The sequence below is a fragment of the Bacteroidota bacterium genome, assembly GCA_016711505.1.
Taxonomy (GTDB): Bacteria; Bacteroidota; Bacteroidia; order AKYH767-A; family 2013-40CM-41-45; genus JADKIH01.
Genome location: JADJSV010000018.1, coordinates 403177 through 418474, shown reverse-complemented (window position 1 = coordinate 418474; position 15298 = coordinate 403177). Strand labels below are relative to the sequence as shown.

The 15298-nt window shown below is 35.3% G+C and carries 17 protein-coding genes and 2 pseudogenes; all 19 read left to right on the top strand.

The genetic code is table 11. The annotated features are described in order from the left end of the window. The first annotated feature begins 28 nt into the window (after nt 1–28). The 19 genes and pseudogenes from IPL24_18020 (at nt 29) to IPL24_17930 (ending at nt 14971) form a co-directional block, all read left to right on the top strand. Nucleotides 29–667, top strand: a complete 639-nt coding sequence (locus tag IPL24_18020) for a hypothetical protein (protein ID MBK8365487.1) — start codon at nt 29–31, stop codon at nt 665–667. A 400-nt stretch (nt 668–1067) separates the two neighbouring features. Further along, nucleotides 1068–1325: a hypothetical protein gene (locus IPL24_18015; protein MBK8365486.1), complete on the top strand. Its 258-nt coding sequence runs from the start codon at nt 1068–1070 to the stop codon at nt 1323–1325. Between the two features lie 306 nt (nt 1326–1631). Next, the gene (locus IPL24_18010; protein ID MBK8365485.1) at nt 1632–2039 is read left to right on the top strand and encodes a cupin domain-containing protein; all 408 of its coding nucleotides are present in this window, start codon (nt 1632–1634) and stop codon (nt 2037–2039) included. Nucleotides 2040–2108: 69 nt separating this feature from the next. Further along, nucleotides 2109–3707, top strand: a complete 1599-nt coding sequence (locus tag IPL24_18005; GenBank protein MBK8365484.1) for an FAD-dependent oxidoreductase — start codon at nt 2109–2111, stop codon at nt 3705–3707. 371 nt (nt 3708–4078) lie between these two features. Then, nucleotides 4079–4804 (top strand): VIT family protein, encoded by a 726-nt coding sequence (locus IPL24_18000; protein MBK8365483.1) that lies wholly within the window; start codon nt 4079–4081, stop codon nt 4802–4804. Between the two features lie 76 nt (nt 4805–4880). Next, complete coding sequence (locus tag IPL24_17995; GenBank protein MBK8365482.1) at nt 4881–5153, top strand: T9SS type A sorting domain-containing protein; 273 nt, start codon at nt 4881–4883, stop codon at nt 5151–5153. 553 nt (nt 5154–5706) lie between these two features. Next, nucleotides 5707–6183, top strand: a complete 477-nt coding sequence (locus tag IPL24_17990) for a GNAT family N-acetyltransferase (GenBank protein ID MBK8365481.1) — start codon at nt 5707–5709, stop codon at nt 6181–6183. A gap of 864 nt (nt 6184–7047) precedes the next feature. Further along, a complete protein-coding gene (locus tag IPL24_17985; protein ID MBK8365480.1) occupies nt 7048–7722 on the top strand; it encodes a hypothetical protein in 675 nt (224 codons plus the stop codon). Nucleotides 7723–8101: 379 nt separating this feature from the next. Next, nucleotides 8102–8536, top strand: a complete 435-nt coding sequence (locus tag IPL24_17980; protein MBK8365479.1) for an Rrf2 family transcriptional regulator — start codon at nt 8102–8104, stop codon at nt 8534–8536. Nucleotides 8537–8584: 48 nt separating this feature from the next. Further along, nucleotides 8585–10336, top strand: coding sequence for a cbb3-type cytochrome c oxidase subunit I (locus tag IPL24_17975; GenBank protein MBK8365478.1), 1752 nt, complete (start codon nt 8585–8587; stop codon nt 10334–10336). Between the two features lie 12 nt (nt 10337–10348). Continuing rightward, a complete protein-coding gene (locus tag IPL24_17970; GenBank protein ID MBK8365477.1) occupies nt 10349–11356 on the top strand; it encodes a cytochrome c in 1008 nt (335 codons plus the stop codon). A gap of 3 nt (nt 11357–11359) precedes the next feature. After that, nucleotides 11360–11604 (top strand): annotated as a pseudogene (locus tag IPL24_17965) (hypothetical protein). Continuing rightward, on the top strand, nt 11594–11863 hold the full coding sequence (locus tag IPL24_17960) for a hypothetical protein (GenBank protein ID MBK8365476.1): 270 nt from the start codon (nt 11594–11596) through the stop codon (nt 11861–11863). Before IPL24_17965 ends, IPL24_17960 begins: the two are co-directional and overlap by 11 nt. Nucleotides 11864–11867: 4 nt before the next feature. After that, on the top strand, nt 11868–12272 hold the full coding sequence (locus IPL24_17955; GenBank protein MBK8365475.1) for a cytochrome C: 405 nt from the start codon (nt 11868–11870) through the stop codon (nt 12270–12272). A gap of 3 nt (nt 12273–12275) precedes the next feature. Beyond that, complete coding sequence (locus tag IPL24_17950; GenBank protein ID MBK8365474.1) at nt 12276–12665, top strand: group III truncated hemoglobin; 390 nt, start codon at nt 12276–12278, stop codon at nt 12663–12665. After that, a complete protein-coding gene (locus IPL24_17945) occupies nt 12662–13105 on the top strand; it encodes a hypothetical protein (protein ID MBK8365473.1) in 444 nt (147 codons plus the stop codon). Before IPL24_17950 ends, IPL24_17945 begins: the two co-directional genes overlap by 4 nt. Continuing rightward, nucleotides 13102–13467: a cupin gene (locus tag IPL24_17940; protein ID MBK8365472.1), complete on the top strand. Its 366-nt coding sequence runs from the start codon at nt 13102–13104 to the stop codon at nt 13465–13467. The genes IPL24_17945 and IPL24_17940 overlap by 4 nt, the downstream gene beginning before the upstream one ends. 12 nt (nt 13468–13479) lie before the next feature. Then, on the top strand, nt 13480–14196 hold the full coding sequence (gene ric / locus IPL24_17935) for an iron-sulfur cluster repair di-iron protein (GenBank protein ID MBK8365471.1): 717 nt from the start codon (nt 13480–13482) through the stop codon (nt 14194–14196). Nucleotides 14197–14514: 318 nt separating this feature from the next. Next, nucleotides 14515–14971 (top strand): annotated as a pseudogene (locus IPL24_17930) (hemerythrin domain-containing protein). The last annotated feature ends 327 nt before the right edge of the window (nt 14972–15298 follow it).

Here is a 15298-nt window from a genome sequence, read left to right as displayed (position 1 = left end):
ACAAATGGAAAGTTTAACAATTAAGCAAATGGTTAAGAAATATTCGGTTTTGATATGTATGGTCATTTCCGTTATTTTGATAATAGTAGCAACCCAATTTTATCCTGGCGGATCATTGTTTGACAAAAATTCTATAGGGTTTGACTGGTCAAAAAATTTTCTTAGCAATCTGTTTAAAACAAAAGCAATAAATGGTTCAGAAAATCCTGGCTGGATTTGGGCACTTATAGGATTGGCATTCCATTCGGTTGGTTATGGAATTTTTTTTATCAATATGTCAAAAAAGATTCCATCAAAACAATCGGCCAATATTTTAAAATTTATAGGGGCTATCAACATATTATTTATTTTCTTAATTGCAACTCCCTTGCATGACCTGGGAACAATATCGATCATTTTTACTTTGCTTGGTTTATTTACTATTACCGTATTTATCCTAAAGACAAAACTTCATTTTCTTAAATTCTGCTGTATTATTTGCTTGTTGACTTATTACTGTTTTTTTTATCTATTTGGTTTTGGTTATTTGGGTTTAGCAATCACAATGCAGAAAGTGTATAATATAAGCTCAATGTTATTAGTTTTAGGACTAGAGTATTTTACCAATTATGAAAACTTTAAACACATAAAATCAGGAGGACAAAAAATATATGCAACGAAACGCTAACAGCACCTACAAGAAATTGGCAGTTCAGTGGTTAAATGAGGCTTTGTGCTTCTTATTAAGTTCCGTGATGGTAGGCAGTCTTCCTCTCCGAAATAGCCAAATTGTAGCTACCAAACGTTGTCGGTAAGCAAATGACTACAGAGTTCAACGACACATTTAAACAACTTCTGACATAATACAATCTGCCTCCCGACTTTTCGTTTTCGGTTGACTTGCCGACAGGAGTTCAAACGATTTTGGCCGACCAAATTTTGACAACTGAATTTGGTATTACATTAAAATCATTCAATGGACTTTACAAAGCGACTGAGAGTTGGGACAATCAGTCATTTATTGAAGATAATGAAAACCACTTCCATGTTAACCGTTATATTGACTACCTGACAATAAAAAGGCTTTTATGATTGCTGTAAAAACATTGACTTTGCTTGCGGACAAATTTCAAAAAGACAATATAGAAGGTATTAGATTTTTTTTGTCTTTTCAAACACCTGAACTAGGTGAATTCCAAGATCGAGAGAACAAATTTCATGAGGATGGGGATCAATATTTTATAAGTGAAAGGTTGAGTTTTCATACGAGAAGAGAAAATGAAGAGGTAATATCAATTACACAATTCATGACAACCTATTCTGCAATATTAATAATTGACATATAAAATACCTGCCACTAACACTGGACCTAAAACATTATTATTTTACTCATATTCATAATGTTCCTAAATGACAAAAGTGAATTGGACGCGAAGATCAATCAATGATCTTTTTTGATAGAAGGAAACTATATCACATTTTCTCTCTTTTTATTTCTGTTCTCCCTCGTCTCATTGCTTTAGGTTACAACATGGCATGTTTTTTTTACTCAAAATATGAAATGATGTAACTCATTTTAAATTGAATAACAATAAGGTATCATTAAACCATACCGGAGCAAAATTGAAATAGAACATTTTAAAAAAACAAAAATGGAGGAAAAATTTAATGACGCTACCAATCAACGCCCGCAAGGGGAACGTATTATTGATGCAGAACTTGTTAAAATTGACCTTGTCAGTTTTTCAAAGCAGATAAAAGAAGAGCAGGCATGGAAGGATAACGACCGAAACGCTATTACAGTTTTTAAAACTGATGGTTTGCGAATAGTCCTCATTGCACTGCACAAAGATGCTGAAATGAAAAAACATACAGCGGATGGAATCATAAGTGTACAAGTACTGGAAGGACAAATACAATTTACAACGAGTGAGCAGACTGTTGAAATTAGCAAAGGTCAAATGTTGACATTGCATAAGGGTATACCACATAATGTGCTGGCTATGGAAGAAACTATCTTTTTACTGACGCTTACTACAACAATGGATGAAAATAAATAACCGTTTATCTGAAGGGGTATTTCGGGCAAAAAAGAAATCAATTTACATTAATCATATACCTAAATTATTTTGAAAACGTCTGATAATAAATCCAACACCCAACCTGTTAATGATAATATTACCTCAGGTGAAAATGTATCTGTTTGGTTTGATGCATTTAACCAACCCCTCTCTTTTGAGAAACTAAATAACGATGTTGATACCGATATTTTAGTTATTGGCGGAGGCATATCTGGCTTAACCACGGCTTATTGCCTGGCTAAAGAAGGACGTAATGTAGTATTGGTAGAAGATGGATACATTGGTAGTGGCGAATCTGGTAGAACAACTGCTCATCTCACTTGTGCTCTTGATGACCGCTATTTTGAAATAGAAAAAATATATGATGCGGAAACTGCACAATTAGCGGCCAACAGCCACATGAAAGCGATTGAATGGATAGCAGGCACCGTTAAGCAGCATAATATTAATTGCAATTTTAAACGAGTGGATGGCTATTTGTTTTTACATTCATCTGATTCAAAAGAAACTTTAGAAAAAGAATACGAGGCTACCAAAAGAGCAGGGCTGATAACAGAGATGTTGAATACTGTTCCGGATATTGAAGCGGAAGATGGTAAATGGTGCATTAAATTTTCCAACCAGGCACAGTTTCATATTTTGCTTTATTTAAAGGGACTGGCAGATGCATTTATAAAATTGGGTGGTAAAATTTATACACAAACAAAAGCTGAGAATATAACAAAAGAAGGTGCAACCGCTAATGGCTATGTTCTAAAAGCTAATCATATAGTAGTAGCTACCAATACTCCGATCAATGATTGGGTTACCATGCACACCAAACAATGGCCTTATCGCACTTATGCAATTGGTGCCAAAGTTCCTAAAGGGAAATTGCCATGTGCCTTGTGGTGGGATACCGGTAATCATGAATCTAAATGGGTATCGCAGCCCTATCACTATGTTCGACTGGCTGAATATGATGATCAATATGATTTATTAATTGCAGGTGGCGAAGACCACCGCACGGGTCAGGCAGACGATGAAAATATTAAAGAAGAAGACCGCTATACAAAATTGATAGAATGGACAAGGAAACGTTTTCCAAGTATAGAAGATATTTCTTTCCAATGGTCAGGCCAGGTAATGGAACCCATTGATTCCATGGCATACATTGGTAAAAATCCAGGTGATGACAACATATATATTATTACAGGCGATTCCGGCAATGGCATGACACACGGAACCCTAGGCGGAATTATAATATCAGATATTATTACCGGGAAAGATAACCCATGGATAAAAATATACAGCCCTTCTCGCATTACATTAAAAAGCACCAGCGATTATTTGCAGGAAGTGGGAAACATGGTTGTACAATATGGCGATTGGTTTGGCAGTGCTGATATAAAAAATTTGGAAGAATTAAAACCGGGAGAAGGTGGAATTATGTCTTCGGGATTTAAAAAGATTGCCGCCTATTGTGATGAAGAAAATAACCTGCATACCTGCACAGCTGTTTGCCCTCACCTAGGAGCCATCCTGCAATGGAATGCTGATGAAAAAACATTTGATTGCCCAATGCATGGCTCCAGGTTTACTACAGAAGGCAAAGTAATAAATGGCCCGGCAACATCCGATTTGAAAAAAGTGGTAGTAAAGGAATAACATCCTGTTAATTAATAAACGTAACAAAGTTAAATTAAAGGTATTTATTTCAGGAGGTATTAATCCAAAACATACTTTCTGATATACTGATGCAGGGTTTGCAATGCAAATACACTCTCCCATTCATACAAACATAGTACGGCATACTTTGGGACAAGAAGAAGAACCAACGCGGCTTGCCAAAATGTGGGCGGACGGAAGCTGTGTTTCCGCTTTTTGTTTTTCAATTTTGCTTCATATCTGGCTGGACGTTAGAAATTGGGCTATGTGCATATCATCAACTTTTAGTTATAAATTTATCTTCGATTAGCCGGGGCGGATGAATATCTATGTTCCCCACTTGGGCAAGCCATACCGTTATGCACAATTTTATGACAACCGACAACAACAAGCCAGTGATAACAATTGACAACTACTTAGACAGCCATTATATACACAGAAGCAACTGGCTGAGAGCCGCTGTATTAGGAGCAAACGATGGAATAATTTCTATTTCAAGTCTTGCAATAGGAGTTGCTGCTGCAAGCTCAACAAGAGAGCCTATTGTTTTAGCAACAGTCGCTGGACTTGTTGCTGGCGCATTATCTATGGCTGCCGGTGAATATGTTTCCGTAAGTTCTCAAACTGACACAGAAAAAGCGGACATTGAAAGAGAAATCAAAGAACTCAAACAAATGCCAGATATAGAGTTAAACATATTAGCTCAAATCTATGAGAAAAGAGGACTAAAAAAAGAAACAGCAATGCAAGTAGCCATTGAAATGACAGAGAAAGATGCATTGGCAACACACATTAGAGAAGAACTGGGTATAAACGACATTAGCCAAGCAAAACCCATACAAGCAGCAATTGCATCAGGAGCTTCATTTACTGTTGGGGGAGTATTACCTCTTTTAGTAATACTTTTTGCACCAATGAAAGGACTGGAATATTGGCTATATGGCTTCACAACTATTTTTTTAATTGTTTTAGGAACAACTGCGGCCAAAACAGGTGGTTCAAGTGTAAAAAAAGCTATTCTTCGCATTACTATTTGGGGGACAATCGCAATGGGCTTATCAGCACTCGTGGGCTATATCTTTGGTGTTAAAATATAATTTATGTTTTAATTAATTGTATAGAAACTGAAATAAAATAAATGGTAACGGAAATACTGATGCGTATATTCAAAAGATGAACTTCACTCCAGTCGGCTTGGTTGACTTAACTGATGAAAACTCATTTATACTCTATCCTAATCCTGCTTCAACAAAGTGCATTGTACAAAGTTCACGTATTAAGGTTGGTGATGTAATCAGGATATTTGCTGTGATGGGGAAAGAAATTTTGACTTTAAATAATGTAGAACAAGAAATTGATGTAAGTAAATTTCAAAACGGAATTTATTTTGTTACGATTCTATCAGGAAATGTAACAGCAAATCAAAAGCATGTCATCCAACACTAAAAACAAGCACTTTATATTTAGACAAAAGTAACTCAGAAATATCAATGCAAGAGTTTCCCCTTTTTGCACAAATCGGATTTGTGAAAAAAGGGGAAACTTATATATTTGCGGGACACCAGTAATATTGGCAAACAAGCTTGATATTTCCAACTCTAATCAAGTTGAATTACGGACCGACTAGATCATTAAATATTTGTTAGAAAATTGGTCGGAAAAAGAAGTCAAGAATTTTTTAGATGCATTAGAATAATTTGAAGAAATCGTTTCTCGGTTTCCGGAAATTTACCCTCAATCACAAACGTTGAAAGGATTTCGAAAAGCTGTCGTTGCAAAACAAATTTCTGTAATCTATTCAGTTCACAAATCTGAAATCAGAATTTATACTCTCTTCGACAATCGACAGAATCCCAAATCGCTAAAATAGTCACGCACATAACATCGCTTGCTACCAGGCAAAGAAAGTACTATCTTCGAATCAAGAGAACGGCGTGCCCGGCAGCAAGGCAAAACGTTATAGGGCTTTTACAGACCACAAACCAAAACGAAAAGTAAAATGACAGACATAAAACTAAGACCATCAGTAGTTGCAGACATAAACAATTTCTTTGAGTATCAACTTGACACAGAAGCAAATTATTTAGCCGCATTCACGGCAAAAGACCCGACAGACAAAACAGCCTACCTTGAAAAATACACAAAACTTCTGTACAATCCAACAGTGAATATGCAGACAATAGTTGTGGACAGCAATGTTGTTGGAACTGTTACGAAATTTGAAATAAATGACAAGACGGAAGTTGCTTTTTGGATAGACAAACCATTTTGGGGACAAGGCATTGCGACAAAAGCTTTAAAAATGTTTCTTGACATTGAAACGAAACGGCCCATTTTCGGACACGCTGCATTTGACAATTTTGGCTCGCAAAAAGTTTTAGAACAATGTGGTTTTGTAAAAATCGGGACAGAGAAAGGTTTTGCCAATGCCCGTCAAGCCGAAATAGAAGAATTTGTTTATAAACTAGACAAATAAATGACAGAATAAAACAACCTATAACACGGGTTGCGTCAGGTGACATCAAACAAAGGCTTCAGAGCAGATGGTAGAAGACACCCTCATTCTTGGTCAATAGCAGACCCTATTGATACACTTAATTGGTTATCGCAATACTTGAAATAAAATTATCTCTATGCAAACGGAAAGAGTGCCAGTATCAAAGTTGCAATTGCTAATGACATTTTATTTACCACTTGTTTATTTGTCATGTACAATGAGTAACGAAAAAGGAGAACAACAACAAGATTCAAGCAATTTTGTATCCTACAATTCTATTCAAATCACAGATACATTACCGAAACTAACAACGAATCAACAAACCGCACTTGATGCATTAAACTCAATACAAGTAAAAGGAAAACATCTCTATTCAACCTTTTCAGGCATACATTCACGACTTTTTTTCGGGGGGTTTGTGCGGGAAAACTATTAGAAAGACATTACGCACACATCGAAGCAGATCAGAGATCCAAACTTGCGAACGAATCTGTTTTAGCACAAGAAGAATATTTAGTTTTACAATGCAACGGATATTCAAATAGGACTGTGAGTTATGAGAATAAATATATTCCGAATTTCGGCTCATGGATATTACCTGAAATTCTGGGAAGAAGAGACGTAATAATTGAGTGGTGAGTTTTCGAAAAAAAACGTTGCCTAACACGGGTTGCGTTAGTGGGCGGACAGTGCGAATAGAAACATTTGAGCAATTAATAAACTTTGGTGCTGGCAGACTGTTTACTGTTTCAAAAGCCCACCAACGCAAAGCCCGAAAACGTTATCAGAAACACTAAAGACCCATTGCAAATCAACCACAAAACACTTTTGACAATTTTCATCTTGATACTATTTAGCTATTGGGCTTTGTGTCAAGTAGCTGGCGACACAGAGATAGTTGGTAGTTATCAACGAGGAGTTCCCGGTTTAGGCACACAAAATCTACCTTTATCAAAAGACATTCTATTTTCAATTGAATATCATAGTGAGTTCAATCCGTTACTTTTCCTTGAAGATTATTGGACAAAAAAAGGAAAATATATTTTCATGAAATTTAATTCAAGTACAAGAAATAGTAAAGCATTATATTCAATAAACGAAGAATTTAAAAATAATTTAAATCAAATAAAACTTACATATTGTCATGAACCAATATCGGGAGCTGAAATATATTATTCCTCAAATGGAAATCTATCAATAGGCCGATCAGATATAGATGGAAATTTTGTACTTCCTCCCCTATTGATAGACACATTTATTATTAATTCGATTGGACTTGATCAAGTTGAATACAAAGTAATGTGTCGATCAAATAATTATTTCGAAGTGAATTTTGAAGCGAACCGCAAATATTACTATGAATATTTAAATAAAGATAGCCTGGACCAATCTGATACATTAAAAATAATCAATTACAACCTAGTTTGGGTCAGCAACTTATCGGATGAAGGCGATACAACAAATTGGAATTATTTAAAGAAGATGATCTCGGTTGAAGAGTCTAAAAAAAGAGAGTGATTCTGATAACACCGGTGACCGTTGCGTAACCCTCATCAAAAAATCAAATCTTTCTTTTTATTATTTAATCAACTGCATTAGCCTTGATTAGCCAATATTTCTTTCCGGCTTTGTAAATGTTGGTGAAAAATGAAGCCTCGTTATATGAATCATAATGAAGCATTAAAAAGCGGATTCAAAGAATTTTGTCGGAGGTGGGCTAATTGCCATCACCTGAGTGTTTTCCCAACTCGGTCGACATTTCATTGTAACTCGACACCAATTCAGCATAAAACACGCTTATAAGTGGCTAATCGGAGTAATCTAAATATAATAGTGGACAAAAATAACCACTAATAAAAAATTAATAGTTATCTTTACTCCGTAAATAAAGTAACAAATGTTTTCAAAAGCTTGTGAATACGGAATCAGAGCTTCCATCTTCATTGCTGAGCAATCGAAGTTGGGTAGAAAAGTAAGTTTGAAAGAAGTTGCCCTAGCCATTGAATCTCCAGCGGCTTATACTTCAAAAATACTTCAGCAGCTTATACGAAACAACATCATTAATTCTGACAAAGGACCTTGGGGAGGTTTCTCAATGAATAAACAAGCATTTAATAAAGTAAAGTTAAGCACAATAGTCTCTGCTATTGATGGAGATGATATTTATAAAGGATGCGGACTTGGATTGAAGCAATGCAATGAGCATAAGCCTTGCCCGGTTCACTATCGATTTAAAGTTGTACGAGATGAACTCAAAAAAATGCTTGAAACTACCACGGTTGATTCTTTAGCTATCGATTATGAAAAGGGATTGACGTTTTTAAAAAGGTAAAAAAATTTGAAATAATAATGGATAATATTGTCCAATATAAAATAGGCAATGGAAACAAAGAACATATTTAGCGAATCCGGCATAATCATTACCATGCTACTTATTGCAATTCCAATAATTGCAGCTTCAATCCTTGTAATGATAAAAGCTAAGGCAGTTCTAAAAAAATATCTCAAGAAAAAAGAACTTGAAAAATTTAATGAGTACTTAAAAGGATTAAGTCCCGATGAAATTGAAAAACTGGAACAACGAAAACGAGAACATGAATTTTCGCTTTCAAATCTTGAATTATCGGGAGATAAAGAACCTATTGACTGCAAAGGTTTGATTGATAACATTAGCGAAGTAGAAACGCTAAGATTTGTTGAGCAAAAGAAGAAAAGTCAGCCAAGACCTTATATAGAACCTGATTTATCTAAATTAATTTTATGGTACTTGGGTTGTGCTACATTCTGGCTGCTATTCGGAACTACTGTTGGGGAATATCTCGGAATAAAATTCGTAGCACCTGATGTTGATCAATATAGTTGGTTGAGTTTTGGAAGACTTCGACCGGTTCATACAAATGCGGTTTTCTGGGGTTGGGCTTCTTTGGCAATGATGGGCTTGGCTTATTATGTTATTCCACGAGTAAGCAACGTCCCTATCGCAAGCATTAAAACTGGTTACCGTTCTCTTGTGCTCATTAATGTCTCAGTGATCTTAGGAAGTATATTTTTAATGGCTGGCATTAATAATGGCGGAGGCGAATACAGAGAATACATCTGGCCTGTAATGGCATTATTTGGCATAGGTATTATTATTTCCTTACAAAACTTCTTTAAAACAATTGCTAAAAGAACAACCAAAGAAATTTATGTTTCCAACTGGTACATTATTTCGGCAATGATGTTTCTCTTGGTTATTGCAATTATCGCATATTGGCCGAGCTGGCAAAATGGCTTAGGCGAAACGATTATTCAAGGATATTATATGCATCAGGGCGTGGGAATGTGGTTTATGCTTTTTAACCTTGGTTTGATGTATTACTTTTTACCTCAGCAACTCAATAAACCTATATACTCTTATAGTTTAGGGATACTAGCTTTTTGGGCTCAAATTCTATTCTATACTTTAATTGGCACACATCACTTTATTTTTAGTGCTATTCCCTGGTGGCTACAAACCGTTGCCATTATAGGAAGTGCAGGAATGATTATCCCTGTTGTTGCTGGAACTACCAATTTCTTGCTGACTTTTAAGGGGTCGTGGAATAAACTTTCGGGTAGTTATACACTTCCTTTTTATTTGATTGGAATTTTATTCTATTTCACAGGCTCACTGCAAGGAACAGCAGAAGCATTCCGCTTTACCAATTTGGTTTGGCACTTTACTGATTTTACTGTTGCTCATTCGCATTTAACCATGTATGGTATTATCTGCTTTATGCTTTGGGGTTTCATTTATACTGTAGTGCCAAGGATTACAGGCAAAGAGCCACCACAAATTACAGTGGGAGCACATTTTTGGTTGGCTTTAATTGGCTTATTATTCTACACTTTCCCGTTAATGTACGGTTCTACCCTTAGAGGTTTGATGTGGATGGAAGGTACAAAATCATTTATCGAAAGTGTAGAGTTAATGGCTCCGTACTGGCTTTGGCGTGCCATTGGCGGTTCATTAATGTGGTTTTCTCATGTTTTGTTTGCCTATAATTTTTATGTTATGGTTCGAAAGAAAGATGAAATTGAAATACCAAAATCACCGATAGATATTTTGAGAGCAAAACAAGAAGTAGACAAACAAACCATTACAAATTAACGATAATATAAAATGGAATTCTTTAATAATCATAAAACACTATTCAGAACTGCATTGAGCTTGTTTATTGGTTTAACACTAATAGTTGCAATAATGCCAGCTATTAATAATCAGGAAAATAATGCTCCGCTTCCAAATTATGAACCATTGAGCCCAGAAGTTTTCTTGGGCAAAAAGAGTTTTATCGCCAATGGTTGTGTAGCCTGTCATACCCAACAAGTACGTAATGTGGCTATGGACAAAATATGGGGTAGCAGACCTGGCATAGCTGCTGATTATGCTGGTATTACACGAACCGACTTCTGGCGAAACACCGCCACATTGATGGGGACAGAAAGAACCGGTCCTGACCTAACTAACATAGGCACACGACAACCTAGTTTGGCCTGGAACTTATTGCATCTGTATCAACCAAGATCAGTGACAGAAAAATCGATAATGCCTGCCTACCCTTGGCTATTTGAAGTAAACACTGGACTAAAAGAAGGCGATGTTGAGGTTGTTGTTCCTGATAAATTCAGAAAAGATATCAAAGGAAAAATTGTCGCTACGCAAGAAGCTCTAAATCTTGTAGCATATTTACAAAGTTTGAAACAACCCTCATTACCTGATGGGAAAACTCCGATGGAATTTTTGTACAAGAAAGAAGAAAAGCCAACAATTAACTCTGCAAACAAAGCTGTACTTCCGGATGGCAAATTGCTCTATACACAAAATTGCGGGGCATGTCATCAAGCCAATGGTGAAGGATTAAAAGGGGCCTTCCCTCCATTGAAAGGAAGTCCGATAGTTTTAAGTGAAGATCTGGAACTTTTTGTAAGTATAATAATGCGTGGTTATGACGCAAGGCCAGAATATGCCGTAATGAATGCCGTAGGAACAGATAATAACTTAACTCCCGAAGAAATTACTGCCATCATTAATCACGAAAAAACTAATTGGGGGAATAATGCCAAGACTGTTACACCCGAAGAAATAAAAAAAATGATGGACTTTATTAAACTGACCTCGAAAAAATAAATTATGGAAGCAAAAGAAATTTGGTTCGACAATCTTATCATCCAAACACCACGAGAAGCAAGAGAATTAGCTGGAAAAAATTGCTGGAAAAAAGCATTGCCGCTATTCAGACAGATACTCAAGCAAGAAAAAAGTTGAGCAGCGATTATGCAAATGATACAGGTCAACTCTCTGCATCAGCAAATGTAATTGCTATTAAAGTTCAAATTATTGATCAAGCAAACAACTACTGGAAAAATGAAAAATGAAATAAAATACTTACTCGCAAGTACACTATTGATACTTGTACATATAAGTGCCTTCGCTTGCCCTGTTTGCGAAAAACAACAACCTAAAATAATGCAAGGATTAACACATGGAGCAGGCCCTCAAAACGTTTGGGATTGGGTAATAATAGCTGTCATTACACTAATCACAGTACTTACATTTATTTATACCATAAAATATTTAATCAAGCCCGGAGAAAAAGAGGCCAACCATATTAAAAAATCAATCTTAAATTTTTAATAATATGAAAGAAGATAAGAGTAAAATAGTAGTATTTGTTGATGATGATTCGCAGCCAATTGCGGAGTTTATGGCTCCTGTGCAGTTCGAGTTGGACACTAGAAAATTGACTGATGGAGAGCATACTTTGAAATTAGTTAGCAAATCCCCAACCGGTAGGGAAGGCATTCGAAAGATAAAATTTATTGTTCGCAATGGGCCTGCAATTGCTATTGAAGGTATTTTAGAAAATGCTATTGTCGATGGAATAATTCCGTTAATGATTAACGCTTACGACAAAGGAGATTCAAAAAAATTTATTATTGATGGCAGTGAAACACCACAAAGTGTCCCCAATTGGTTATGGATATTGTTGATTGCCTTTTTCGGTTGGGCAGCTTATTACTTCATTACAAATTATAGTCTGTAACGAATGAAAAAAGACATATCAAACATACAAGACATTAAACTCTTAGTAGATGTCTTTTACGGCAAAGTCCGTGAAGATGGAAAACTAAAAGATATTTTTAATAATAAAATTCAAGACCGCTGGCCTGAGCATCTGGAAAAAATGTATCGCTTCTGGCAAACGGTTCTTTTGGAGGAACACACTTATTACGGTAGTCCATTTTTGCCGCATGCCAAACTACCTGTTGGTAAAGTACATTTTAACCAATGGCTTAAACTGTTTTTTGCAACCGTAGATGAACACTTTATTGGTGTAAAAGCAGAAAGAGCCAAGTGGCAGGGACAGCGAATGGCGGAGATGTTTCACTCCAAAATTGAATATTATAAAAACAACCCGTCAATACCATTATTATGACAACAGTTAAAATGCCAATAGCTCTAATTATAACATTTCTTTGGATAGGATTTGTTTGCGCTATCAGTTTTATGGAAGGTTGGCTCAAATTCAGAGCTCCGGGCATTACGCTACCATTGGGACTTGGTATTGGCAAATTGGTTTTTAATGCACTCAACAAGGTAGAATGGGTGTTTGCAATAGCGATATTGATAAATTTAATTCCAATAAAAAACACATTTTTATCAGTGAGCAATTTGTCCTTTTTTATTCCAATGATTCTTCTCATCGTTCAAACAACATGGCTGTTACCTGAATTGGATGCGAGAGCTGAACTGCATATACAAGGACAAACTCCACCATCTTCTAACCTTCATTTTTACTATGTAGGTATGGAAATCATCAAGGTAGTTTGCTTGTCCATTTTCGGAATAACACTTTTTAAGAACACATCAATATGAACAAGGAAAAATTAAGCAATGATACTGAAAAGACGGAAATGAACACAAGAAAAAACATAGATATGAAATCAAATGATAATCCAAAAATGATACGTCTTGAATTAGGAAATACATTCAAGATATTGCAAGTTACCGGAAGTGCCGGGATGAATATGCCTGAACATATTAGCACAAAAGAAGCTGTAATCATTGTTCAAAAAGGTAGAGCAATTCTAAAAATGAAAGGAAATAACCATGAATTAAAGCTAAACGAATCTTTAATTATACCTGCTGGAGAAAAGCATGAGTTACAAATAATTGAAGATTTTCAGTCCATTGTAATCATGGAAAGTGGCTCTGAAATCAAATTTATAAACAGTTAAAAACATAAATAAATGAAAGAAAATCAAATTATTGGAGAACTGGTAGCAAAAGACTACCGTACTGCGTCAGTATTTAAAAAATTCAATATTGACTTTTGTTGTCAGGGTAATAGAACTATTCAAGATGCATGTGACAAGAAAAACATTGATTCAAAGAAAGTATTAGAAGATTTAGACGCTATGCTGCAGGCGAAAAGTGAGTCTTCTACAAATTATCAATCGTGGCCACTTGATTTATTAGCAGATTATATTGAAAAGAAACACCACAGGTACGTTCAAGATAAAACACTAGAAATAGAACCGTATTTAGATAAAATATGCAAAGTTCATGGAGAAAACCATCCCGAACTATTTGAAATAAAAGAAGAATTTAATAAAAGTGCTGGTGAGCTTGCTGCCCATATGAAAAAGGAAGAGTTGATTTTATTTCCTTTTATACGTAAATTGGTAAATGCGAAACTTGTGAATACGAAAATAGATCCAGCACATTTCGGCACCGTTAAAAACCCTATACAGATGATGATGGATGAACATACTGTGGAGGGGCATCGCTTCATGAAGATTGAAGAATTAAGCAAAAACTATACTCCACCTGAAGATGCGTGCAACACCTATCGTGTATCGTTTGCTCTACTAAAAGAATTTGAGCAAGATTTACACCTACACATCCATTTGGAAAATAATATTCTATTTCCAAAAACCATTGAAATGGAGAAAGAATTAATTTAAGAATTGTATGTATAATTACAAAACCGTAAGCGAAGCAATAAACGACCTTATAAAAAGAGGCTACGCATGACTTCAATTTTCATTTGGAGGAAGAATGTTTAGTTTGCAATAATAACATGTCGCAACTTTCACCCGATGATTTTGAATTTGATGAAACCTTTCGGTTTGAAGGAAATACTGACCCTGGAGATGAATGATTCTTTTACCGATTTCTTATCCAAAGCACAAATAAAAGGCACTTTATTAAGTGCTTATGGATTGTATTCAGACTCTGCCACTACCAGAATTGTAGAAAAATCAGCAAATCACATAACAACTATGAAACTTATAAAAAGAGCAGAATATCTTAAAACATTGAGCCGAGAACACCATCTCGGTTTATTACTTTGCTGGAAAATAAAAACAGGTTTTTCAAATGGTATTTCAATTGAAAGAATGAAATTATACCTTGATTGGTTTTTAAAAAATCATCTACAGCAAACTTTTTGAAATAGAAGAAAAGTATATTTTTCCAATACTTGGTAATGAAAATACTCTTGTCAAACAAGCTATCGAAGAGCACAAAATAATTACTGGTTTATTTTGTAATACTTCTCAAATTGAAATTTTCATAAAGCAAATACAAGTTGATTTAGAAAAACACATTCGATTTGAAGATAGAGTTTTGTTTGAAAAAATTCAAAATGCTGCTTCACCAGAAAATATGGAAGCTATAAAGAAACTTCATTCAAGTGAAAAATTTATTGATAATTCAACTGATGTATTTTGGGAATAATAAAGGGCGATTGAGTTATATTCAATGTTAGTATTAAAGTATTTCGGTGGACATAATTCTGATCCGGTGCAGCAGCTTTATTCAAAATAAAATTTATCTTGAACAAACAGCCGCTTCTTTTCCCCTCCAAGCACAATTCACCATAACCTTCAAATCCCAACCTACCCCAATCTTGCAATGCTTTAAAATGATCTAAAAACCCACTGTTCCTTCCCTCCTAATTTACACCTCAATTTCTTTTCATTCCTATCCAAATTTTTTTAGATTTGTACTTCTAACCCTAGCCGTTCATGAAGAAGGTAATTTCTTTTTCGATTTTTTTGTTGT